Origin of the sequence: Micromonospora purpureochromogenes (genome assembly GCF_900091515.1) — a bacterium.
GTDB classification, from domain to species: domain Bacteria; phylum Actinomycetota; class Actinomycetes; order Mycobacteriales; family Micromonosporaceae; genus Micromonospora; species Micromonospora purpureochromogenes.
Window position 1 is genome coordinate 5,380,869 of sequence record NZ_LT607410.1, and the last position, 22,381, is coordinate 5,403,249.

Genomic DNA, 22,381 nt, shown 5'->3' on the forward strand with positions numbered 1-22,381 from the left:
CCGACCGTGGCGGCCGGCAGGCTGGGCACCAGCCTGCTGGTTGACCATTTCGCCCCTGTTGCAGCGGCATGTCCCGGGGGGAAATCCCGGCTTGACAAGAAAGCTGAGCTGCCATCAACTATTCGGATGACTGATCCGGCCGTCGACGCGCTCCGGCCGGGAAGTTCTCCGGCCGCCCCCGACACCGCGCCCACCGCCGCCGGGCGGAACGGGTCCCCCAGGGGGCTGGACCTCGACCGGCTCGCCGGCTACCTGGCCACCCACCGGCCCGAGCTGGCCGACGGGCCGCTGTCGGCCACCCTGATCGCCGGGGGCAAGTCGAACCTGACCTACCTGCTGCGCGCCGGCGAGCGGGAGTTGGTGCTGCGCCGACCCCCGCTGGGGCACGTGCTGGCCACCGCGCACGACATGGCCCGCGAGTTCCGGGTGATCTCCGCCCTCGCGCCCACCGACGTGCCGGTCCCCGCGGCGCTGCTGCACTGCGCCGACACCGACGTGATCGGCGCGCCGTTCTACCTGATGGAGCGGGTCCACGGCGAGGTCTTCCGCAGCCGCGCCCAGACCGACCCGCTCTCGCCCGAGCAGCGGCGCGACCTGGCCCTGGCGATGATGGACACCCTCGCCGCGCTGCACACCGTCGACGCGGCCACGGTCGGGCTGGCCGACTTCGGCCGCCCCGACGGCTACCTCGGCCGGCAGGTACGTCGCTGGGCGGGCCAGCTCGACCGGTCCCGCAGCCGGCCGCTGCCCGGCATCGACGAGCTGCGCGACCTGCTCGGCGGCACCGTTCCGGAGGGCGCCGACGCCGGACGGATCGTGCACGGCGACTACCGGCTGGACAACCTCCTCACCACCGTCGACCCGGTCTCGGTGCGCGCCGTGCTCGACTGGGAGATGGCCACCCTCGGCGACCCGCTGGCCGACCTCGGCCTGCTGCTGACCTACTGGGACGTGCTCGGCGACAGCGACCTCGCCGCCGGCAACCCGGTCGCCGACGGCCTCGGCCCGCGCGCCGGCTTCCCCACCGGCGCCGAGCTCATCGAGCGGTACGCCGGCCGCAGCGACGTCGACGTCGGGCCGCTGCACTGGCACGTCGCGCTCGGTTGCTTCAAGCTCGCGGTGATCTGCGAGGGCATCCACTACCGGCACACCCTCGGGCAGACGCTCGGCCCCGGCTTCGACCGCATCGGCGACATGGTGGCCCCGCTGGTCGAGTACGGCCTCCGCGCGGCCCGGCAGAACTGACGACGGCGGGTTCGACACCCGCCCCGCCGAGCCGCTGGACGCCGGCCCCGCCCGCCAACTCCGCCTGCGCGACCGCCCCGACGAGGCCCACGCGGCATCCCGCACCAAGCGCGAACTCGGCCACCGGACCCCGCACTCCCACCCCCCGCGTCACCCGCGCCCCGCGTCACCCGCGCCCCGCGCCCCGCGCCCCGCGCCCCGCGCCCCGCGCCCCGCGCCTGCACTTTCAGAGAAAGCGTGGCTATTCACGGCCGAATAGCCACGCTTTCTTGCGCGCCTTGTAGGGAGTGCGGCACGCGGCGCGCGGTTAGGGTGCGGCGCGCGGGTGACGGCGTGGCGTCGGAGGGTGGGGGCGCGCAGTGCCCGGGGGGTCAGGCGGAGGTGCGGTGGATGAGTTGGGTGTCGAGGAGGATGTGGGGGGCGGGGATCTCGTCGCCGCGGATGCGGGCGACCAGCAGGCGCGCCATCTGGCGGCCCATCTCCTCGACCGGCTGGAAGACGGTGGTCAGCGGCGGGTCGGCCTGGCGGGCGATCGGGGCGTCGTCGAAGCCGATGACCGCGACGTCCTCGGGCACCCGACGCCCCGCCTCGCGCAGGGTACGCAACGCGCCGAACGCCATCAGGTCGGACGCGACGAAGACCGCGTCCAGGTCGGGGCAGACCTCCAGCAGCCGGCGCATCCCGGCCGCGCCGCTGCCCTCGCTGAAGTCCCCGTACGCGATCATGCGGGGGTCGACCTCGGCCCCGGCGGCCCGGACGGCGTCCCGGTAGCCGGCGAGACGGGCCAGGCCGGCGCCCATGTCCTGCGGGCCGGCGATGGTGGCGATCCGGCGTCGGCCCCGCTGGGCCAGGTGCTCCACCGCCTGCCGCGCGCCGCCGACGTTGTCCACGTCGACGAACCAGGACGGCTGTGCCCCGGGCTGGAGCATCCGCGCCGGCCGGCCGCCGAGCACGGTCGGCAGGTCGCGCTCCTCCAGCAGCGTGGGCAGCGGGTCGGAGTCGTGCAGCGACAGCAGCAGCACCCCGTCCACGTGCTGGTTGGTCAGGTGGTGCTCGACCCGTTCCCGCTCGATCGGGGACTGCACCATCGCCAGCCAGAGCTGCAACGGCGTCTCCAGCAGCCCGGAGCTGACGCCGCGGACGATGCCGGCGAAGAACGGCTCGGTGAAGACCCGGTCGCCGGACTCGGAGACCACCAGGGCCACCGAGTCGGTCCGCTGGGTTACCAGCGCCCGGGCGGCCCGGTTCGGCACGTACCCCAGTTCCGCGATGGCCTGCTGGACCGCGGCCCGAGCCTCCGGACTGACCTGCGGCGAGCCGTTGACGACCCGGGAGACCGTGCCGCGCCCGACGCCCGCGCGGGCGGCGACCGCGTCGAGGGTCGGGCGCCCGAGCGACCGGGTGCGCTGCGTTGTCATCGTCTGCTCCTCCGACGTCGGGCGGATCCGCGCCACCCGTGGGGAGCGGGTGGGCGCGGAGCCGCCCGGAGAACTGGCTGGCCTTCGCCTATTGTGCGGCCAGACCGTTACGTCGGATCACCTCGGCGTACCACCTGGCGCTGGACTTGGGGATACGGGCCTGACTGTCGTAGTCGACCCAGACCATCCCGAACCGCTTGGTGTAGCCCCAGGCCCATTCGAAATTATCCATCAGCGACCAGGCGAAGTAGCCGCGCAGGGGCACCCCGGCGCTGATCGCCTCGTGCGCCGCCCGCAGGTGGGCGTCGAAGTACGCCAGCCGGTCGACGTCGTCGACCTGCCCGTCGATGACCGCGTCGACGAAGGCGGAGCCGTTCTCGGTGACGTAGAGCGGCAGGTCGGTGTACTCCTCGTGGACCCGGCGCAGCGTCTCGGTCAGACCGGGGGCGTCGATCTCCCAGTCCATGTCGGTGACCGGCACGCCCCGGGTGACGAACCGGACGTCCTCGCTGCCCGGCCAGCACGACGGCGCCCGCCAGTACGGCTCCGGCTCGGCGCCCTCGACCGGGGCGGCGACCACGTGCCGGCTGTAGTAGTTGACGCCGACCAGGTCCAGCGGGGTGGAGATGACCGCCAGGTCGCCGTCGCGCACGTGCCCGAAGTCGGTGACCTCGCGCAGGTCGGCGGCGAGGTCGGTCGGGTACGACCCGCGCAGCACCGGGTCGAGGAAGAACCGGTTGGCCAGCGCGTCGATCCGCCGGGCCGCGTCGACGTCGGCGGGCGCGTCGCTGGCCGGGGTGACCGGGTAGAGATTGACGGTGATGCCGAGCTGGGCCTGCGGCCGGGACGCGCGCAGCGCCTGCACCGCCAGCCCGTGGCCGAGCATCAGATGGTGCCCGGCGCGGACGGCGTCCGCCCCGTCGGAGCGGCCGGGCGCGTGCACGCCCGAGCCGTAGCCGAGGAACGCCGAGCACCAGGGCTCGTTCAGCGTCGTCCAGTACGTCACCCGGTCGCCGAGGGCGTCCGCGACGAGTTCGGCGTAGTCGGCGAACCGGCCGGCGGTGTCCCGGGCCGGCCAGCCGCCGGCGTCCTCCAGTGGCTGGGGCAGGTCCCAGTGGTAGAGGGTCAGCCAGGGCTCGATGCCGTGCCCGAGCAGCTCGTCCACGAGCCGCCGGTAGAAGTCGAGGCCCTCGGCGTTGGCCGGGCCCGAGCCGCCCGGCTGCACCCGCGGCCAGGACACCGAGAACCGGTACGACTTCAGGCCCAGCTCGGCCATCAGCCGGACGTCCGACGGCATCCGGTGGTAGTGGTCGCAGGCCACGTCACCGGTGTGCCCGGCGACCACCCGCCCCTCGGTGTGGCTGAACGTGTCCCAGATCGACGGGGTCCGGCCACCCTCGGTGGCCGCCCCCTCGATCTGGTACGCGGCGGTCGCCGCGCCCCACAGGAAGCCGGGCGGGAAGATCAGTTCCGGCCCCTGGTCGAGTACGCCGACTGCGGGCGGGTGGTCTGGGTTGCTCACGACTTGACGGCACCTTCCATGATCCCGCCAATGATCTGGCGGCCGAACAGGGCGAACACGATCACCAACGGCACGGTACCGATGGCGGTCGCGGCGAACACCTGCGAGTAGTCGGTGTAGTAGGCGTACGAGAGGAACGCCAGGGACACCTGCAGGGTCGGATTCTCCGGGGTGAGCACGGCGTACGGCCACAGGTAAGAGTTCCAGGTCTCCATGAAGGTGAGCAGGCCGAGCACGGCTGCGGCCGGGCGCAGCGCGGGCAGCACGATGTTCCAGAAGATCCGGAAGGTGCCGGCCCCGTCGACCCGGCCGGCCTCGATCAGCTCGTCGGAGATGGCCTGGGTGGCGTACTGCCGCATCATGAACACGCCGAAGGCGCTGACCAGGAAGGGCACGGTCACCGCGTAGAGGGTGTCGTACCAGCCGAGGTCCTGGATCATGCCCCAGAGCGGGATCAGGCCCAGCTGGGTCGGGATCATCATGGTCACGATGATCGACAGCAGCAGGATGTTGCGGCCCCGGAAGCGCAGCTTGGCGAAGGCGAAGCCGGCCAGCGACCCGGTGATCACCACCGAGACGGTCACCACGCCGGCCACGATCACCGAGTTGAGCAGGCCGGTGAGGAAGTTCGCGGCGTCGTTGTCGAGCACCCGGTCGAAGTTGTCGCCGAACGCGCCGCCCGGGGTGACCGGCGGCGGCACGTCGTTGATCGAGTCCAGGCTGCGGGTGGCGATGACGACCATGTAGTAGAAGGGGTAGATCGAGAAGAGCACCGCCAGCACGAGGGCGACGTACATCAGCGGGCTGGTGCGCCAGAGGCGCTGGGACGCGGAGTTCACCCGGTCGCTCCTCACTTGACCGTACGGCGGACGAGCAGGAAGTTGACCAGCGAGACCAGGGCGATCATCACGAACATCGCCCAGGCCACGGCGGCGCCGTACCCGGCGGTGTTGAGGTTCTCGATACCCAGTTCGTACATGTACATGGCCAGGGTCTGGAACTCGCGCTGGTCGCCGCCGATGATGTTGCCGTTGGCGAAGACGAGCGGCTCGGTGAAGAGCTGGAGCCCGCCGATGGTGGAGAGGGTGACCACGAAGACGAAGGTCGGCGTGAGCATCGGCAGGGTGATCCGCCAGAACTGCTTCCACTGGTTGGCGCCGTCGATGGCCGCCGCCTCGTAGAGGTCCTTCGGGATGGCCTGCATGCCGGCCAGCAGGATGAGCGTGTTGTAGCCGGTCCACCGCCAGTTGACCATGGAGGCGATGGCGGTCCAGGAGCTCCACCGCTGCGCGTCCCAGTCCACCGCGTCGATCCCGACCAGGCCGAGCAGCCAGTTGATCAGGCCGAAGTCGCGCTGGAAGAGCATGCCGAAGACGATCGCCACGGCGGCGACCGACACCACGTTCGGCATGAAGATGGCCATCCGGAAGAACGTCCGGGCGCGCAGGAACGTGCGGTTGAGCAGGGTCGCCAGGAAGAGCGCGAGCAGCAGCTGCGGGATCGTCGAGAGCAGGAAGATGCCGAAGGTGTTGACCGTGGCGTTCCAGAAGTACTCGTCGGTGAACAGCCGGGTGTAGTTGTCCACCCCGATGAACCTGTGGTCGCCGATCAGGTTCCAGTCGTGCAGTGACATCCAGGCGGTACGCAGCATCGGGTAGAGCCCGAAGATGCCGAAGATCACGAAGAACGGGGCGACGTAGAGGTACGGGGAGAGCTTGAGGTCGAGGCGGTTGAGCGACAGTGCCCGGCTGCGGCGCCGGGTGGGTGGGGGCGGCGACGCCGTGGGTGACGGCGGCGCGGTCGTGGCCGACAGGCTCATGCGGGATCCTTTCCCGGCGCCGGCGGGGCCGGTGAGGCGGGCGGTACGTGCAACGGGACGCGGCCGGTGGCGCACGGAAGACCCGGACGCCACCCGCCGTGGTCGGTCAGTGCTCAGAAGGCGCCCTGGGTCTTGGCGTCCTTGACGTACTGCTCCCAGGCCTTGTCCCTGGTCGACTGCCCGTTCTCGTACGACCGCAGCGCCGGCTCGAAGGCGTTCTCCTTCACGGCCTGGTGCTTCGGACCGAGGTGCAGCGGCTGGATCTTGGAGACGCTGTCACCGAAGATCTTGCCGGTCGGGGCGTTGTTGAAGTACTCGTTGGTGTAGGCGAGGAACTCCGGGTTCTTCAGCGCCTCGAGGTTGGTCGGCAGCGGGCCCTTGAGCTTGAACGCCGCCACCTGGCTCTGCGCGTTGGTCAGGTACTCGGCGAGCTTCGCCGCCTCCTTGGGGTACTTGCTCTGGGTCGGCACGGCGAGCCAGGAGCCGCCCCAGTTGCCCGCGCCGCCGGGGACCGGCGCCACGTCCCACTTGCCCTTGTTCTCCGGGCCGGAGTTGTCCGCGACGATGCCGAGCATCCAGGACGGGCAGAAGGTGGCGGCGAAGGTGCCCTGCTTGAAGCCGGCCGACCACTCGGGCGACCAGGTGGCCGTCTCGGCGGTGATGTTGGCGTCGGCCATCGCGATCGCGGTGTCCCAGGCGCTCTTCACCGAGGCGCTGCTGTCGGCGACGACGTTGTCGTCCTTGTCGTAGAACAGGTCACCGCCCTGCTGGAACATCACCGCGCTGGAGGCGGTGGTCACCGAGTCGAGCATGCCCTTGCCGGTGGCGGCCCGGTACTTCTTGCCGGTCTCGATGAAGGCGTTCCAGTCCGGCCAGAGGGCCGCGACCTGGTCGCGCTCGACGGGCAGCTTGGCGGCCTGGAAGAGGTCCCGCCGGTAGCAGACGGCGAGGCTGCCGACGTCGGTGGGCAGGCCGATCAGCCGGCCGTCCGGCGCCTTGCCCAGCTCCCACTTCCAGGGCAGGTACTCGCTGCTGTGGTCCTTGGCGACCAGCTTGCCGAGGTCGGCCCAGTTCGCCGGGTTCGCCTTGAACTCGTTGAGGATGCCCTCCTCCAGGGCGACCACGTCGGCCGCGCCCTTGCCCGTGGCCAGCGCCCGGACGATCTTCGGCCGGTACTCGTTGAGCTGCGCGGTCTTGCGCAGCTCGACCTTGATGCCGGTGTCCTTCTCGTACTGCTTGACGATGTCGTCGTAGCCGAATTCGCCGAAGGTGTCCACGACCAGCTTGGCGGGCTTCCCGCCGGACGCCGTGGCGTCGTCGTCGTCCTTGCCGCAGGCCGCGAGACCGCCGAGTGCGGTGACCGCGGCCAGGGCGGCGGCCGCGAGGCGGGTACGCCGCGTGGTGACGCTCATCCTGACCCCTCTTTCAGTGGTGAGGCTGGGTTTGGGTGTGGTGGGGGGTGATCTGCGCGCTTCCGCCGCCCGGCGGACCGGGCCGGCCCGGGCGGGGTGCGTGGTGACCCACGCCACGCCCTGGGAACGCTCCCATGACATTGCCGCGAGATTGTCAGGGGTGTCAATAGACTGATGGGAGCGTTCCCAGATCGTTACGGCCGACGTCCTCGACGGTCCCCATCGGACGGAGGGATCAGCAGAGGTGACGCAGCAGCGTGCTGGCCCGCCCCGGGTCGAAACGGGCGGGATCGAAGCCGCCGACCGCCCACTCCCGCATCGCCGCGTGCTCCCGGTGCCGCGGGTCGGCGAGCGCGGCGAGCAGGAGCAGGTAGCCGGACGGGCCGCCGACGTCCTCCGGCGGGCAGGCGCGCTCGCCGTCCAGGCAGGACGGGTACCGCTCCTCCGGGTCGGCGGTGAAGGCGTCCTCCACCACCAGGTCGTGCTCCCACCAGTCGCCGAAGTCGTAGGTGTAGCGGAACCTGCTGCCCTTGCCGAGGACCGCGTCGAGCCGGACGTCCAGCTCGTCGCGGAGCGACAGCTCGCCGTCCGGGTCCGGCTCGCCGTACTGCACCCCGTCGATCTCGAACGAGTGCAGGTGGCAGTCGCGCCACCCCATGGCGTGCTGCACCACCCGGTGCAGCCGGTCGAGGGTGTAGCCGCCGGGCACCAGCACCCGCCGCCAGACCGGCGGGCGGACCCCGGCCAGGGACATCTTCAGCTGGAAGATCTGACGTGGCATGCTGCCCCCTCCTCCTACCGCATAGGCTGCCGACATGATCTGCCGAGCCTGCCGGGAGCGGCGGCACGACGACTGTCCCGGCCGGAAGTGGTGCGACTGCCAGCACCGTACCCCCGCACCCACCCCTCCGGTCACCGGTCCGGCCGGCGAATGACCGTCGGAATCCCGATCCGCCGGATCTGGCCGACGCCGGCCACCCCGCCCCTGGACGACGCCGAGCTGACCGCGCTCTACGGCCGCGCCGACCGCCCGCACCTGCGGGTCAACTTCGTGGCCAGCCTCGACGGCGCGGTCACCCTGGACGGCTACTCCGCCGGGCTCTCCGGCGAGCCGGACAAGCGGATCTTCGGGCTGCTCCGGATGCTCTGCGACGGGCTGCTGGTGGCCGCCGGCACGCTGCGGCACGAGGGCTACCGCGCGGTGCGGCTGAGCGAGCCGCGCCGGGCCTGGCGGCGCGAGCGGGGGCTGCCCGAGTACCCCACCCTGGTGGTCGTCTCCGGGTCGCTGGACCTCGACCCGGCGCAGGCCGCGTTCGCCGACGCGCCGGTGCGACCCGTCGTGCTGACCCACGCCGGCGCCGAGCCGCCCCCGGGGCTGACCGACGTCGCCGAGCTGGTCCGCTGCGGCGACGAGCGGGTGGACCTGGCCGCCGGCCTGGCCGAGCTGCACCGGCGGGGGCTGGGCCAGGTGCTCTGCGAGGGCGGCCCGCACCTGTTCGGCGCGCTCACCGCCGCCGACCTGGTCGACGAACTCTGCCTGACCGTCGCCCCGCTGCTCGCCGGGGCCGGCCCCGGCCGGATCACCGCCGGCGACCCGGGCGGGCCCCGGGAACTGCCGCTGCGGCACGTGCTCGCCGCCGACGACGGCGTGCTGATGCTGCGCCACGCCCGGGACGCCGCCGGGCCGCCGCCCGCCGGAGCCGCCCCACCCGCCTAGCGGCCGCCGGGTCCGCCGGGTCCGCCGGCGTCCGCCGGCCACCGGGCGTGCCCCGGCCGCGCCGGGCCGTCCCCGGCCGCCACCTGGAGGGGTACGCGGACAGTCCGCCCCGGCCACGGCGACGGGCACGGGCACGCCGGTCGGCGTACCCGCGCCCGTGGCACGAGCCGTGCTCCCCCGGCGGGTGGCGGAGGAATCCCCCGCCGGGGCTCAGGCGGTCAGTTGACGCTCACGGCCGACCAGGCCGCAGCGACCGTGTTGTACTCGACGCTGCCCGCGCCGTACAGGTCCCGGGCGGCCGACAGGGTGGCGGTGCGCGCCCCGGCGTAGTTCGTCCGCGAGGTCATGTAGGTGGTCAGCGCGCGGTACCAGATGGCGCCGGCCTTGGCGTTGCCGATGCCGGCCACGGTGCTGCCGTTGCAGGTCGGGCTGTTGCCGTACGACGAGGAGCCGCTGCCGACCGCGAGCAGGTAGAAGAAGTGGTTCGCCACGCCGGAGGAGTGGTGCACGTCCAGCCGGCCGACGCCGCTGAACCAGCAGTCGGCGGACGAGCCGTCCTTGGAGGGCTTGTCCATGTAGCGCAGCGGTACGCCGCTGCTGCGCAGCTTCTCACCGATCAGGTAGTCGCCCGGGTCGCTGCTGTTGGCGGCGTAGAACTCGACCAGGGTGCCGAAGATGTCGCTGGTGGCCTCGTTCAGGCCGCCGGACTCGCCGCTGTAGCGCAGGCCGGCCGTGTTGCTGGTGATGCCGTGGGTCATCTCGTGCCCGGCCACGTCCAGCGAGGTCAGCGGGTACCAGCCGGAGCCGCCGTCGCCGTACGTCATGCAGAAGCAGGAGTCGCTCCAGAAGGCGTTGGCGTAGTTGCTGCTGTAGTGCACCCGGCTGTACGCGCCGACCCCGTCGTTGCGGATGCCGCGGCGGCCGTGGGTGCTCAGGTAGTAGTCCCAGGTCTTCTGCGCGCCGTACGCCGCGTCCGCGGCGGCCGTCTGCCGGTTGGCCAGGGTGCCGTCACCGAAGACGTTGCCGGCGTTGGTGACCAGGGTGCCGGTGCCGCTGGTGCTCCCGTTGAGGTCGTACGTGCGGTGGTTGCCGCGGGTGGCGTCGGCGAGCTGCCAGGTGCCGCCGGCGGCCGTGCTGCCCACGGTCACCGAGCCGGAGTGGAAGGTGTTGCCGGTGCCGTCGCGCTGCACGCCCTCCCACGAGTCGCGGACCGCGCCGGTGCTGGCGTCGACCAGCACGTGCAGCTCGCTCGGGGTGCCGTCGGCGTAGGTGCCGCCGACCACCACCTCGTACGCCAGGGCGGTACCGGCCTGGTCGGCGTCGTGCACCAGCTGGGCGCCGGAGACGGTACGACCGGCGGCAGTGGACGCGGCGAGCGCGACCCGGCCGGCGGCGGCCGTGCTCAGCTTCGCCTTCGGGGCGCGCCGCGGGGCGGCGGTCAGGCTCTGGCTGGCGCCCCGCCAGGCGTTGCCCTTGCCGAGGTGCACCACGACGTCACCGCCGAGCACCGGCAGGCCGTCGGAGTAGCGGTTGAGCCGGACGTGCTCGGTGCCGTCCGCGTCGGTGGCGACCTGACGCAGGGTGAAGCTCTGGCCGTCCGCCGCGAGCCCGGCGCCGGAGTGCGCCTTGAGCTGGGCGACCGCGCGGGTGAACGGGTCACCGGAGGCGCCGGGCGCCGCCGCGGCGGCGGTCGGCACCGTGGCGGCGGTGGCCAGGAGAGCGGCCGTGGCGAGGCCGCTCAGCAGGGTGGTTCGACGCATACGTTCTGCCTCCACAGGGACAGCCGGAGGGGGTCCGGCTGACGGGACCCGGGCGGGGGTCGACCCGGGCCGGCCATGGAAGACCGCAGGGTACGGCCATGGCGACAGCCATCGAAGAACGGAAGATCCTCGATGAATGCTGTGGCTATTCTGAACCCAGGCGGCCCTTCTCTGTCACGACTTCCGGCCGAGGTTTTTTCCGGAACTTTCGCGTTCCGCCGGTCGCTCCCGGCCCCGTCGACTCCGGTCCGCGCCGCAGCCGCAGGCCCTAACCTGGGGAAATGGGCTTTCCTCCGCCGGTCGACGCCACCCGGGCGCAGCGAGCCGGCCCACCGCTGCTGGCCGGCACCCTGCTGGCCATCAGCGGCCTGGTGGACCTGCTGTCCGCGTGGGCCACCACGACCGTCGACCCGTTCGTCGTAACGACCGGCCGGGGCATGTACCTCGTCGACATCACCGGCTGGGCCTGGCTGCACGTCGCGATCGGCGCGGCGGTCACGCTCGCCGGCCTGGCGGCGGCCACCGGACGCCGGGGCACGGCGTCGGTCGCCCTCGGCTGCGCCACCCTGAGCGCCGCCGTCGACCTGCTGCTGTTCCCGTACGCGCCGGTCCCCGCGCTGCTGGTGGTGGGGCTCGACGCCGCGGTCATGCGACTGCTGCTGCGACACCGTCGCACGGGCCCGGCCACGGGTGGGTTCAGCGGGGCTCGCAGACCCGACCCGTCATCGCCGGATCCCCCTCCCTGGTCGCCGACCAGATCGGGTTGAGCATGAGAGCCAGCGGCGGGGCCTGCCAGGCGGCGCCCAGCCGTTGCAGCAGGCCGTACTCCCGCCGGGGCATCTCCACCGGCTCTCCCGCCAGGAAGGCGACCACCCGGTCCTCCACCGCCCGCTCGCCCACCAGGCCGCCGTGCAGCGAGGGCTGCTGGTAGACCGGGACGCGGCTGTACTCCCCCGGCGGCGCCTCCGCGGCGCTGATCGTCGGCAGGAAGGCGATCATCCGGACCCCGGGTACCGGGCAGAGGGTGCGGTTGCGGTAGAACGGCGCGTTGCTCAGCACCGACCGCACGAACGAACTGTCGGGGTCGTCCTTCACGGCCAGGGGCAGGTTCGCCAGCCAGAACATGATTCGCAGTTCCCAACCGGCCGCCACCCCCCAGCCGGCGTGCCCGGGCGGCGGGTAGTAGGTGCGGCCGGCCTGGACCAGCGGACTGAACATCACCACCGTGGTCACCGGGCCGCGGGGCAGCCGCTCCAGGTAGGTGCGGGCCACCATGGAACCCTCACTCTGCCCCACCAGGGCCACCGGGCGTCCGGTACGCCGGTGCACCGACTCGACCTGGTCGGCGAGCAGGGCGCTGCTGGAATCCAGTGACCGGTGGGTCGCCTCGGCCGGGTATGGCAGCGGCCGGCCCTGCGCGTCCAGGCCACGGTAGGAGAAGCGCTCGACCCGCGGGTCGGCGGCCGGAGTCCCGTCCCAGCTCGAGTTGTGCCCGCCCAGGACGATCACCGCGTGGGGCACCCGGTCCGGCAACCGCTCGCTGAGCACCGGTGGCCGCCACTGCCCCTGCCCCCCACCGGCAGCGAACCCGATGAACGCCTGGGCCCAGATGGCGCCGGCCAGGGCGAGCGCGATCGCGATCGGGCCGACCGGCACCCGCGCCCAGCGCCGGACCGGCGCCGTCGCGGCGGCCACGGTGCGCTGCCAGAGCAGCCCGTTCGCCACGCCGGCCAGACCGGCCACCAGCACCGTCCACCACCCGGGGGTGCTGGAGATCACCGCGCCGGCCAGGGTGAGCACCACGAAGTTCAGCGACGCCCAGCCGAACAGCTCGATCGTCGGCAGCCCCTTCCACCACCGGCTCACCACCCCGGCCCGGACCAGGAAGGGGGCGAGCATCAGCATCGGGCCGAGCGAGGCGAACAGGTACCAGGACAGCGCCACCGCCGAGAAGGCGACGGAGAGCGCGGCCCACGGCGAAATGACCACCGCGGCGAGCACCGCGACCTCCAGGTTGCGCCGGACCAGCCAGCCCCAGGACGGGCGCGGCAGACCGGCGGGCCAGGCCAGCGCGGTCAGCCCGGCGGAGAGCACGCCCCGGAGCACGGTCAGCAGCAGCAGGCCGAGCAGGAACATCTTCCAGGAGTTGTGGTACACCAGCAGCCAGCGCAGGTCGTGGTACGAGTCGTACGGCCACACGGCGGTGGCCTGCGGGGCCAGGCCCCGGGTGGCGTGCAGGCCGACGCCGACCAGCAGCGCCTCCTCCAGCACCGGGGGCAGCGCGGCGAGGCCGAGCAGTCCGACCAGTCGGCCTCGCGTCGTTCCCACGGCACTCCTCGCTCTCGCGGCCCTCCGATGCTCTCGCGGATCACGCCCCTCGGTGGGGGAATCGCGCGGACGAGGGGGACACACCGTGGTCGCGCCGTCCCGCAGCGCGACGGCCCGCGACGACGGCGCGTGGCGTCCGCCGCGTCGCGTGGCAACGTGTCGTACTCCTCGGGCAGGATGCAGGGCGTGCGCCCTGACCCAGACGAGCAGCTGACCGGAGTCCCCCGATGACCGACGACCTGCTCGACGGCCCGGGCCAGCCGGTCGGCCGGGTGCTCGGCACCACCGACGCCACCCCGCTGCAGTTCTGGACCGCCGTCTCCCCCGACAGCTACCTCCAGCTCGACGACGTGGTGGTCACCCGGCGTGAGCTGCCCGACCGGGAGCCGGTCACCATCGCCGGGGTGGTCACCCAGGTCCGCGCCCGACACGAGGGCGCCCAGTTCGACTCGGACGTCTTCGCCATCGCCGACGGCACCCTCCCCGCCCAGGTGCAGGAGGCCGCCGAGATCACCACGACCCGGGTCGACCCGGAGTTCTACGTGCCGCCCGCGCCGGGCGCGGCGGTCTACCGGGCCGAGGGCGACGCCCGGGCGCGGGCGCTGCACTTCGACCGGATGGAGCGGCGCATCCCGATGGGCATGGGCCGCGACGGCGTCCCGGTCTACCTGAACGCCGACTTCCTCGACGGCAGCCGGGGCGCGCACGTCTCCATCTCCGGCATCTCCGGCGTGGCCACCAAGACCAGCTTCGCCACCTTCCTGCTCTACTCGGTCTTCCGCTCCGGGGTGCTCGGCGGCGACGCGGTCAACGCCAAGGCGCTGATCTTCAACGTCAAGGGCGAGGACCTGCTCTTCCTCGACCACCCCAACGCCCGGCTCGACGACCCGACCCGGGCCGCGTACGCGAAGCTCGGGCTGGACGCCGGCGCCTTCCCCGACGTGCGGGTCTACGCCCCGCCCCGGGTCGGCGACTCCGCCGGCACGCCGGACGTGAGCAGCCGGCTCACCGGCGTGGACAGCTTCTACTGGACGCTGAGCGAGTTCTGCGCCGACCGGCTCCTGCCGTACGTCTTCGCCGACGCCGACGACGAGCGCCAGCAGTACACGATGGTGGTCCACTCGGTCGCCGCCCACCTGGCCCGGTACGCCCAGCCCGCCGACGGCGGGGTGAGCATCGACGGGGTCCGGCTGGGCTCGTACGCCGACCTGGTCGACCACATCGTCGAGCAGCTCAACGACGACGAGACCCGCGGCGACTGGGCGGGCAGCGCGGTCGGCCTCGGCACGGTCAACGCCTTCGCCCGCCGGCTGATCGGCAGCAAGAAGGACCTGGGCCGGCTGATCCGGGGCGACCTGGCCACCCGCCGCCCGCACAGCATCAACACCGCCGAGAGCGCCCAGGTCACCGTGGTCGACCTGCACAACCTGCCGGACCGCGCGCAGCGCTTCGTGGTGGGTGTGACGCTCAAGAGCGAGTTCGAGCGCAAGGAGAAGTCCGGCACCGCCAAGCCGCTGCTCTTCGTCGTCCTCGACGAGCTCAACAAGTACGCCCCGCGCGAGGGCTCCTCCCCGATCAAGGAGGTGCTGCTCGACATCGCCGAGCGGGGCCGCTCGCTCGGGGTGATCCTGATCGGCGCGCAGCAGACGGCGAGCGAGGTGGAGCGGCGGATCGTCACCAACTCGGCGATCCGGGTGGTCGGCCGGCTCGACCCGGCCGAGGCGTCCCGCCCCGAGTACGGCTTCCTCCCGCCGGCCCAGCGCCAGCGGGCGCTGCTGGCCAAGCCGGGCACCATGTTCGTCAACCAGCCCGACATCCCGGTCCCGCTCTGCCTGGAGTTCCCCTTCCCGGCCTGGGCGACCCGGGTCTCCGAGGCGGGCCGGCCGCCCTCGCAGACGCTGCGCTCGATCACCCAGTCGGTCGACCCGTTCGCGGTGGTCGGCTCGGGCGCCGGCGACGACGACATCCCGTTCTAGGGAGCGCGCACCCATGAAGATCCTGCACACCTCGGACTGGCACGTCGGCAAGGTGCTCAAGGGGCAGTCCCGCGCCGACGAGCACAAGCAGGTGCTGGCCGGGGTCATCGAGATCGCCCGCGACGAGCGCCCCGACCTGGTGATCGTCGCCGGCGATCTCTACGACACCGCCGCTCCCAGCCCGGAGGCGACCCGGCTGGTCACCCGGGCGCTGACCGCGCTGCGGCGCATCGGCGCCGACGTGGTGGCGATCGGCGGCAACCACGACAACGGCCAGGCCCTGGACGCGCTGCGGCCCTGGGCCGAGGCGGCCGGCATCACGCTGCGCGGCGGCGTCCGGGAGAACCCGGCCGAGCACGTGATCGAGGGCACCACCCGCGACGGCGAGCGCTGGCAGCTCGCCGCGCTGCCCTTCCTCTCCCAGCGGTACGCCGTCCGCGCGGTGGAGATGTACGAGCTGACCGCCGCCGAGGCCACCCAGACGTACGCCGACCACCTGGGCCGGGTCCTCACCCGGCTCACCGAGGGCTTCACCGAACCCGACCGGGTGCACCTGGTCACCGCCCACGTCACCGTGGTCGGGGCGACCACCGGCGGCGGCGAGCGGGACGCGCACACCGTGCTCGGCTACGCCGTGCCGGCGACGGTCTTCCCGGGCAACGCGCACTACGTGGCACTGGGCCACCTGCACCGCTCGCAGCGGGTGATCGGGCCCTGCCCGGTCCGCTACAGCGGCAGCCCGCTGGCGGTCGACTTCGGCGAGCAGGAGAACGTCCCCTCGGTGACGCTGGTGGAGGTCACCGCGCAGACCGCCGCGCAGGTCCGCGAGGTGCCGGTGCCGGCGGCGGTGCCGCTGCGCACGGTGCGGGGCACCCTCGCCCAACTGGCCGAGCTGACCCCGCCCGAGGGCTGGCTGCGGGTGTTCGTCCGCGAGCAGCCGCGGGCCGGCCTGCGCGAGGAGGTGCAGGAGCTGCTCCCCCGGGCGCTGGAGATCCGGATCGACCCGGAGCTGGTCCCGGCCCCGGGCAGCGGCACCCGGGTCGCCCAGCGGGCCGGCCGCTCCCCGCGGGAGCTGTTCGCCGACTACCTGGACAGCCGGGGCCACGGCGACGACGGCGTGCGGAAGCTCTTCGACGAGCTCTTCGAGGAGGTCGACTAGTTGTCAACTATCCCTGATCTACGGACCCGCTGGCGGTCGTGCGCACGTTCGGTGGCGGCCGTGTGTGTTCCGCCGCCGAACGAAAGCTATCAAAGACAAGCACTTTGCACCGCGAGGGGCGGACGGTGAAAGCTACCCGGGTCGCATACTCGACAGCCCTCAACCGAGGTAAGTATGCGGAGTTGGTGGAGCAGGCTCGCCGGTTGGGCCGGGTTCGCAGCGAGGTGTGGCAGCGTTACGGGTCGGTCGCCGGTGTCGGGTCAGGGTTGACGGACCGGCGGGTGCGGGATCGGTGGTTGGCCGACGGCACCCACGAGCAGTTCGGTGTGTTGGCGAATGCGTGGAAGGAAACCGTCCGCGACGCCATGGCCGATATCGGAGCGAATCTGGCGGCGGCCACGGTGCAGGTTCGTCGGGCGGTTGGCCGGCGCAGAAGCGATCCGACCGAGCGTAGGCGGATGCTGACGGCGCTGAGGACTGGTCAGTGGGCTGGTGAACCGTTCCTGGCTCGGCAGATGCGCAAGCATTGGAAACGTGGCCGCAATCGCACACACGATCAGATCGTGGTGCGCGCCGACCAGTACAACGTCGTCGCTGACGAGCGTGGCCACCTGTGGCTCGCAATTCCCGGCCTGCAACGTCGCAGGATGGTCAGGATCCCGCTGTCGACGCTCGTCGCTCCGACTGGCACGCTGCGGCTGATTCTGCGCGCCGGCCGGGTGGAGGTGCACTACCAGATCGACGCGTCGCAGCTGCGGTCGTCGCAGCGGCCGTGCGGCGGGCGGACGATCGGTGTCGACAAGGGCTACACCGAAGCCCTGACCGATTCCGACGGGGATCACCACGGCAGGAGTCTCGGTGAGTTGCTTTCCAGTGAGTCGGATCAGTTGAAGGAACGTAACCGGCGTCGCGCGAAGCTGCGCTCGATCGCGAACAACGCCGCCTTGCGTGGTGACCAGGCGAAAGCGCACCGGATCAGGTGCAACAACCTCGGGACCGTCAAGCGGGAGCGGCAGGCCGCTCGCCATCGCGCGCGGGTTCGCACGGAGATCTTCACCGCCGTGCACCGGGTCGTCGACAAGGCCGCCACCGTCGTCGCCGAAGACCTCACCAAGCGCTTCACTGGGCGTAAGACGTTCGGCAAGAACGTCAACCGGCGCCTCGCCGGGTGGACCAAAGGAGTCACCGCCGAGGCGCTGACGAACGTGTCGGAGCGCAGAGGTTCTGCGCTCGTACACGTCAACGCCGCCTACACCTCACAAGCCTGTCACCGCTGCGGCAGCCTTCGCCGACGTGGCGGGGACCGGCTTCACTGCAATCCGTGCGGGGTGGTGTGGCAGGCCGACGTGAACGCCGCGATCAACATCCTGCAACGAGCAGTCGACCCCGACATCGCCCTGCACACCCCACATCACCGGGTGAAGCAGATCTTGCAGGACCGGACCGATCGCCACCGGACCAGACTGCCGGTCCAGGACTCCAGCCCGGCCACCACCGAGCGGAGAGCGAAACATCCGAACTGCTCAGCAACGAGCAACAGTAGGAAGCAGGTCGACCGCTGATGCGTCCGATGCGGCTGGACATGGCGGGCTTCACCGTCTTCCGGGACGAGACCACGGTCGACTTCACCGACGCCGACTTCTTCGCGCTGGTCGGCCCGACCGGCTCGGGCAAGTCGACGGTGCTGGACGCGATCTGCTTCGCCCTCTACGGCACGGTGCCCCGCTGGGGCGGCACGCGGGGCCTGGCGAACGCACTCGCCCCGTCGGCCACCGAGGCGCGGGTCCGGCTGGTCTTCGAGTCCGCCGGTTCCCGCTACGTGGCCACCCGGGTGGTCCGCCGGGACGGCCGGGGCAACGTCAAGACGGCCAACGCCGGGTTGCAGCTCATGCCGGCCGGCTTCGACGTCACCAAGCTGGACACCGGGCTGAGCCCGGAGGACCTCGGCGAGGTGGTCGCCGGGACGCCGGCCGAGATGGAGCAGGCGGTGCTGGAGGCGGTCGGGCTGCCGTACGAGCAGTTCACCTCCTGCGTGGTGCTGCCGCAGGGGCAGTTCGCCGACTTCCTGCACGCCAAGCCGGCCACCCGGCAGCAGATCCTGGTCAACCTGCTCGGCCTCGGCGTCTACGAGGAGGTGCAGAAGCGCGCCACCGAACGGGCCGGCCAGGCCGAGGCGGGGTTGGCCGCGGTGGACAAGCTGCTCGCCGGGCTGACCGACGTCGACGACGGGGCGCTGGCCGCCGCGACCGCGCAGGTCGACCGGATGCGCGAGCTGTCCGGGGCGGTCGGGGCGGCCGTACCCGAGCGGGAGAACGCGCGGGCGGCGGCCCGGGCGGCGACGGCGGCGCTGGCCGACCTCGACGCGGATCTGGCCGGGCTGACCGGGGTGCGGGCGCCGGACGGGGTGGCCGAGGTGGCCCGGGCCGTCACCACCGCCCGGGCGGCGGCCGACGAGGCGGCGGCCGCGGTGACGCTGGCCGAGGAGCGCGAGGAGAAGCTGCGCGGCGAGCTGGCCGGGGCCGGCGACGAGAGCACGCTGCGGCTGCTGCTGCGGGCGTACGCCGATCGGGAGCGGCTGACCGGCGAGGCCGAGACGGTCCGCGCGGCGGTCGCCGAGGCGCAGCGGGAGCACGACGCGGCGGTGGCGGCCCTGACGGCGGCGCGGGACGCGTCGGCCCGGGCCGAGGCCGAGCTGGAGGCGGCGTTCCGCGCCCACGAGGAGGCCAAGGCCACCGACCAGGCGGTCGCCCTGCGGGCGCACCTGGCCGACGGCGGCACCTGCCCGGTGTGCGAGCAGACCGTGGCCCGGGTGCCGGCGGTGCCGGCCGGCTCGGCGGTGGCCGCGGCCACCGCCGCCGGGAAGGCGGCGCGGGCGGCCAGCAAGGCGGCCCAGGCGCTGGTGCAGGAGCGCGACGCGGCGGCCCGCGACCTGGAGCGGGTGCTGGTGCACGCCCGCGCCCGACACGACCAGCTCGCGGCCCGGCTGTCCGAACTGGACGCCCAGCTCGCCGACGCGGCGACGCCGACGGCGCTGCGCGCGGCGCTGGACGAGCACGCCCGGCTGCGCCGGGCCCTCGACGAGACGGCGGGTGCGGTACGCGCCGGCCGGGACGCCGCCCGGCGGGCCCGTGGCGCGCTGGACGCGGCGCAGGAGCGGCTGCGCGCCGCCTGGCGCGGCTTCGACGCCGCCCGGGACGGGCTGGCCCGCTTCGGGCCGCCGGCCACCGACCGCGACGACGTCGCCGCCGCCTGGGCCACCCTGGTCGACTGGGCGGCCGGGCAGGCGCAGCGGCGGCGGGCGGAACGGGTCGGGCTGGCCGAGGCGGTGACCGGGGCGCAGGCGGCGGCCGAGGCCGTGGAGCAACGGCTGGCCGCGCTGCTGTCGGCCGCCGGGCTGCCGCCCGCCGGCGACCCGGTCCACGCGGTCGCGGTCGCCGCCGAGCGGGCCGAGGCGGACCGGCGCCGGATCGAGGAACGCCGCGAGCAGGCCGGTGAGCTGCGCCGGCAGCGGGACGAGCACGAGCGGCAGGCCCGCGTCGCGCGGGCGCTCGCCGGTCACCTGCGGGCCAACAACTTCGAGCGGTGGCTGCTCGCCGAGGCGCTCGACCTGCTGGTCGACGGCGCCTCCGGGATCCTGCGCGACCTCTCCAACGGCCAGTACGACCTGGTCCACGACAAGGGCGAGTTCGCCGTGGTCGACCACCACGACGCGGGGCTGCGCCGGGGCGTGCGCACCCTCTCCGGCGGGGAGACGTTCCAGGCGTCGCTGGCCCTGGCGCTGGCGCTCTCCGAGCAGCTCGCCGGGATGTCCACCACCGCGGCCAGCCTGGAGTCGATCGTGCTGGACGAGGGCTTCGGCACCCTGGACGCGGCGACCCTGGACACGGTGGCCGCCACCCTGGAGAGCCTGGCCGCCCGGGGCGACCGGATGGTCGGCGTGGTCACCCACGTGCCGGCGCTGGCCGAGCGGATCCCGGTGCGCTACGAGGTCCGCAAGGACGCCCGCACGGCCCGCGTCGAACGGACCGGCCTGTGAGCGCGAGGAGTGCAGCGCAGCGGAGCCCCGCAGTCGCGAACGGAAAGGTGGCCCTGTGAGCGCGAGGAGTGCAGCGCAGCGGAGCCCCGCAGTCGCGAACGGAAAGGTGGCCCTGTGAGCGTGACCGGGCCGCGGCTCTTCGTCGACGCCTGGGACCCGTCGTACGGAGCCTCCTTCGAGGCCTCGGTGGGTGGGCCGGCGGCGCCGAGCAGCGCCCAGGTCGAGGCGGACGTCGAGCTGCCGGCCGTGGACTGGCGGGCGATCGGCCCCCGCCCCGGCCTGCGCGCGCCGGACGTGGTGCTGCTCGTCGACGGGGTACGCCGGATCGACGCCAGCGTCTGGACGGCCGAGGACGACGGCGCCTCGTTCCCCGGCATCGCCGCCTCGTACGCGGCCGGGGTGGTCCGCTGCGACCTGGAGCGGGGCGCGGCGGAGCTGGCCGGCGCGCAGGTCGGGCGCGGGCTGTTCACCGCGAGCCCGTCGGCGCAGGAGGTGGTCTGCGGGCGGGTCCGCTACCCGGTGCACCGGGTGGGCGGCACGGGCGAGCTGAGCAAGCTGCCCGCGGCGGTGCAGGCGCCGCTGACCGCGCTGGAGGTGGCCGTCTCCGACGCCGCGCGGGTGGACGGCGACCTGCTGGTGGTCGACGGGCCGCTGCGCAGCCGGCGGCAGCTGCCGCGCACCCTGGGCTACATCAAGACGCAGCACAGCCAGTACCTCGACGCCCGGCTCACCGCGGTGGTCACCGGGCTCGCGCCGGGTGAGCGGTCCCCGGTGTTCCGCCTCGGCACCGCCTGGGGCGGCTGGTCCTGGTACCTGCGGCTGCCGGTGGCGCTCGGCGCGCCCTGGGCCGGCATCGTGCGGATGGAATGCTCGGCGGAGCTGCCGCCGGAGGAGGCGATCGCGCTGGCCGACCTGTCGCTGGTGACGCTGCCCCGGTTCGCCTCCTCGCCGTACAAGGACCCGCGCGCCCCGCAGAACCTGGTGCCGATCGCCGGGCTGGAGCGGCGGCTGCGCGGGCTGCTCGGCGACGCCCGGCTGCTGCACCGGGCGCTGACCATGGCCACCCGGGCCGGCGCGGCGGGCCGCTGATGGGTCGCCGCCGTGGCGACGACCGGGTCGTCGCGCCGGTCGACACCGGCGAGGCCGAGCTGGTGCCGGATCCGGACCGCCCCCGCTCGTGGACCCTGCTGCTCGACGGTGCCCCGCAGTCGCACGTGGACCTGGCCGACCCGACCCACCTGGAGTTCGAGTACGTGCGCCGGATCGGCGCGGCGCTCGACCTGCTCGCCCCGGCCGGCGCGCCGCTGCGGGTGCTGCACCTGGGCGGCGGCGCGCTGACCCTGCCCCGCTACCTCCAGGCCACCCGCCCCGGCTCCACCCAGCGGGTGTCCGAGGTGGACGCCGCGCTCGTCGAGCTGGTGCGCCGGGCGCTGCCCTGGCCCGCCGACCCCCGACTGAAGGTGCGGGTCGCCGACGCCCGCGCGACCCTCGCGTCCACCCGGGACGCCGCGTACGACGTGGTGGTCGCCGACGTCTTCGCCGGCGCGCGTACCCCGGCGCACCTCACCTCGGTCGAGTACGCCGCCGAGGTGGCCCGGGTGCTGGCCCCGTCCGGCTGGTACCTGGCCAATCTCGCCGACGGTCCACCACTGCGGCACGCCCGGGCCCAGGTGGCCACGGTCCGCACCGTGCTGCCCCGGGCCTGCCTGATCGGCGACGCGGCGGTGCTGCGCGGTCGCCGCTACGGCAATCTGGTGCTGGTCGCGGGCCGGGTCGAGCCGCCGGTGCCGGAGCTGACCCGGCGCGCCGCCGGGGACTGGTTCCCCGGGCGGGTGGTGGCCGGCGCGGAACTCGACCGGTTCGCCGGGGGCGCGCCGGTGGTGAGCGACGCCGACGCGACCGACTCCACCCCGCCGCCGCCCGGAATTTTTTCGGTACGTCGTTGATCCGCTGGGCCGACCCGCACGTATCACCGGGCGGCCCTCCCCG

Annotated in this window: 17 protein-coding genes; 9 read left to right on the top strand and 8 right to left on the bottom strand. The window is 73.4% G+C overall.

Translation table 11 applies throughout. The features are described from left to right. Positions 1-126 precede the first annotated feature (126 nt). Positions 127-1,245 (top strand): phosphotransferase family protein, encoded by a 1,119-nt coding sequence (locus tag GA0074696_RS24515; protein ID WP_088963264.1) that lies wholly within the window; start codon positions 127-129, stop codon positions 1,243-1,245. 371 nt (positions 1,246-1,616) lie between these two features. On the opposite strand, the gene GA0074696_RS24520 is transcribed toward GA0074696_RS24515, so the two are convergent. The 6 genes from GA0074696_RS24520 to GA0074696_RS24545 form a co-directional block, all read right to left on the bottom strand. Continuing rightward, positions 1,617-2,663, bottom strand: a complete 1,047-nt coding sequence (locus tag GA0074696_RS24520; RefSeq protein ID WP_088963265.1) for a LacI family DNA-binding transcriptional regulator — start codon at positions 2,661-2,663, stop codon at positions 1,617-1,619. Positions 2,664-2,751: 88 nt separating this feature from the next. Further along, positions 2,752-4,185, bottom strand: a complete 1,434-nt coding sequence (locus tag GA0074696_RS24525) for a GH1 family beta-glucosidase (protein WP_088963266.1) — start codon at positions 4,183-4,185, stop codon at positions 2,752-2,754. Next, on the bottom strand, positions 4,182-5,024 hold the full coding sequence (locus tag GA0074696_RS24530) for a carbohydrate ABC transporter permease (RefSeq protein ID WP_088963267.1): 843 nt from the start codon (positions 5,022-5,024) through the stop codon (positions 4,182-4,184). Before GA0074696_RS24530 ends, GA0074696_RS24525 begins: the two co-directional genes overlap by 4 nt. Before the next feature lie 11 nt (positions 5,025-5,035). Next, positions 5,036-6,004, bottom strand: a complete 969-nt coding sequence (locus GA0074696_RS24535) for a carbohydrate ABC transporter permease (protein ID WP_088963268.1) — start codon at positions 6,002-6,004, stop codon at positions 5,036-5,038. A gap of 113 nt (positions 6,005-6,117) precedes the next feature. Further along, a complete protein-coding gene (locus tag GA0074696_RS24540) occupies positions 6,118-7,416 on the bottom strand; it encodes an ABC transporter substrate-binding protein (RefSeq protein ID WP_088963269.1) in 1,299 nt (432 codons plus the stop codon). A 235-nt stretch (positions 7,417-7,651) separates the two neighbouring features. Next, entirely contained in the window at positions 7,652-8,197 is a 546-nt protein-coding gene (locus GA0074696_RS24545) for a plasmid pRiA4b ORF-3 family protein (RefSeq protein WP_088963270.1), read from the bottom strand. A gap of 150 nt (positions 8,198-8,347) precedes the next feature. Here GA0074696_RS24545 and GA0074696_RS24550 point away from each other — a divergent pair, with 150 nt between their 5' ends. Continuing rightward, the gene (locus GA0074696_RS24550; RefSeq protein WP_088963271.1) at positions 8,348-9,133 is read left to right on the top strand and encodes a pyrimidine reductase family protein; all 786 of its coding nucleotides are present in this window, start codon (positions 8,348-8,350) and stop codon (positions 9,131-9,133) included. 218 nt (positions 9,134-9,351) lie between these two features. Here GA0074696_RS24550 and GA0074696_RS24555 read toward each other — a convergent pair whose 3' ends face one another. Next, positions 9,352-10,893, bottom strand: a complete 1,542-nt coding sequence (locus tag GA0074696_RS24555; RefSeq protein ID WP_088963272.1) for a M4 family metallopeptidase — start codon at positions 10,891-10,893, stop codon at positions 9,352-9,354. A 281-nt stretch (positions 10,894-11,174) separates the two neighbouring features. On the opposite strand from GA0074696_RS24555, the gene GA0074696_RS24560 reads away from it, so the two are divergent. Continuing rightward, positions 11,175-11,660 carry a DUF7144 family membrane protein gene (locus GA0074696_RS24560; protein ID WP_088963273.1) on the top strand — a complete coding sequence of 162 codons (486 nt, stop codon included), beginning with the start codon at positions 11,175-11,177 and terminating at the stop codon, positions 11,658-11,660. On the opposite strand, the gene GA0074696_RS24565 is transcribed toward GA0074696_RS24560, so the two are convergent. Then, the gene (locus tag GA0074696_RS24565) at positions 11,590-13,221 is read right to left on the bottom strand and encodes an esterase/lipase family protein (RefSeq protein WP_088963274.1); all 1,632 of its coding nucleotides are present in this window, start codon (positions 13,219-13,221) and stop codon (positions 11,590-11,592) included. The genes GA0074696_RS24560 and GA0074696_RS24565 overlap by 71 nt on opposite strands. Before the next feature lie 227 nt (positions 13,222-13,448). On the opposite strand from GA0074696_RS24565, the gene GA0074696_RS24570 reads away from it, so the two are divergent. From GA0074696_RS24570 to GA0074696_RS24595, 6 genes are all read left to right on the top strand, one after another. Continuing rightward, a complete protein-coding gene (locus tag GA0074696_RS24570) occupies positions 13,449-15,197 on the top strand; it encodes an ATP-binding protein (protein WP_088963275.1) in 1,749 nt (582 codons plus the stop codon). Positions 15,198-15,210: 13 nt separating this feature from the next. Next, positions 15,211-16,356, top strand: a complete 1,146-nt coding sequence (locus tag GA0074696_RS24575; protein ID WP_088963276.1) for an exonuclease SbcCD subunit D — start codon at positions 15,211-15,213, stop codon at positions 16,354-16,356. A 296-nt stretch (positions 16,357-16,652) separates the two neighbouring features. Further along, the gene (locus GA0074696_RS24580; protein WP_197700781.1) at positions 16,653-17,918 is read left to right on the top strand and encodes an RNA-guided endonuclease TnpB family protein; all 1,266 of its coding nucleotides are present in this window, start codon (positions 16,653-16,655) and stop codon (positions 17,916-17,918) included. Beyond that, positions 17,918-20,392, top strand: a complete 2,475-nt coding sequence (locus tag GA0074696_RS24585) for an AAA family ATPase (RefSeq protein ID WP_088963277.1) — start codon at positions 17,918-17,920, stop codon at positions 20,390-20,392. Before GA0074696_RS24580 ends, GA0074696_RS24585 begins: the two co-directional genes overlap by 1 nt. 120 nt (positions 20,393-20,512) lie before the next feature. Further along, positions 20,513-21,481, top strand: a complete 969-nt coding sequence (locus GA0074696_RS24590) for a hypothetical protein (RefSeq protein ID WP_088964783.1) — start codon at positions 20,513-20,515, stop codon at positions 21,479-21,481. After that, positions 21,481-22,338 carry a spermidine synthase gene (locus GA0074696_RS24595; RefSeq protein ID WP_088963278.1) on the top strand — a complete coding sequence of 286 codons (858 nt, stop codon included), beginning with the start codon at positions 21,481-21,483 and terminating at the stop codon, positions 22,336-22,338. Before GA0074696_RS24590 ends, GA0074696_RS24595 begins: the two co-directional genes overlap by 1 nt. Positions 22,339-22,381: the final 43 nt, after the last annotated feature.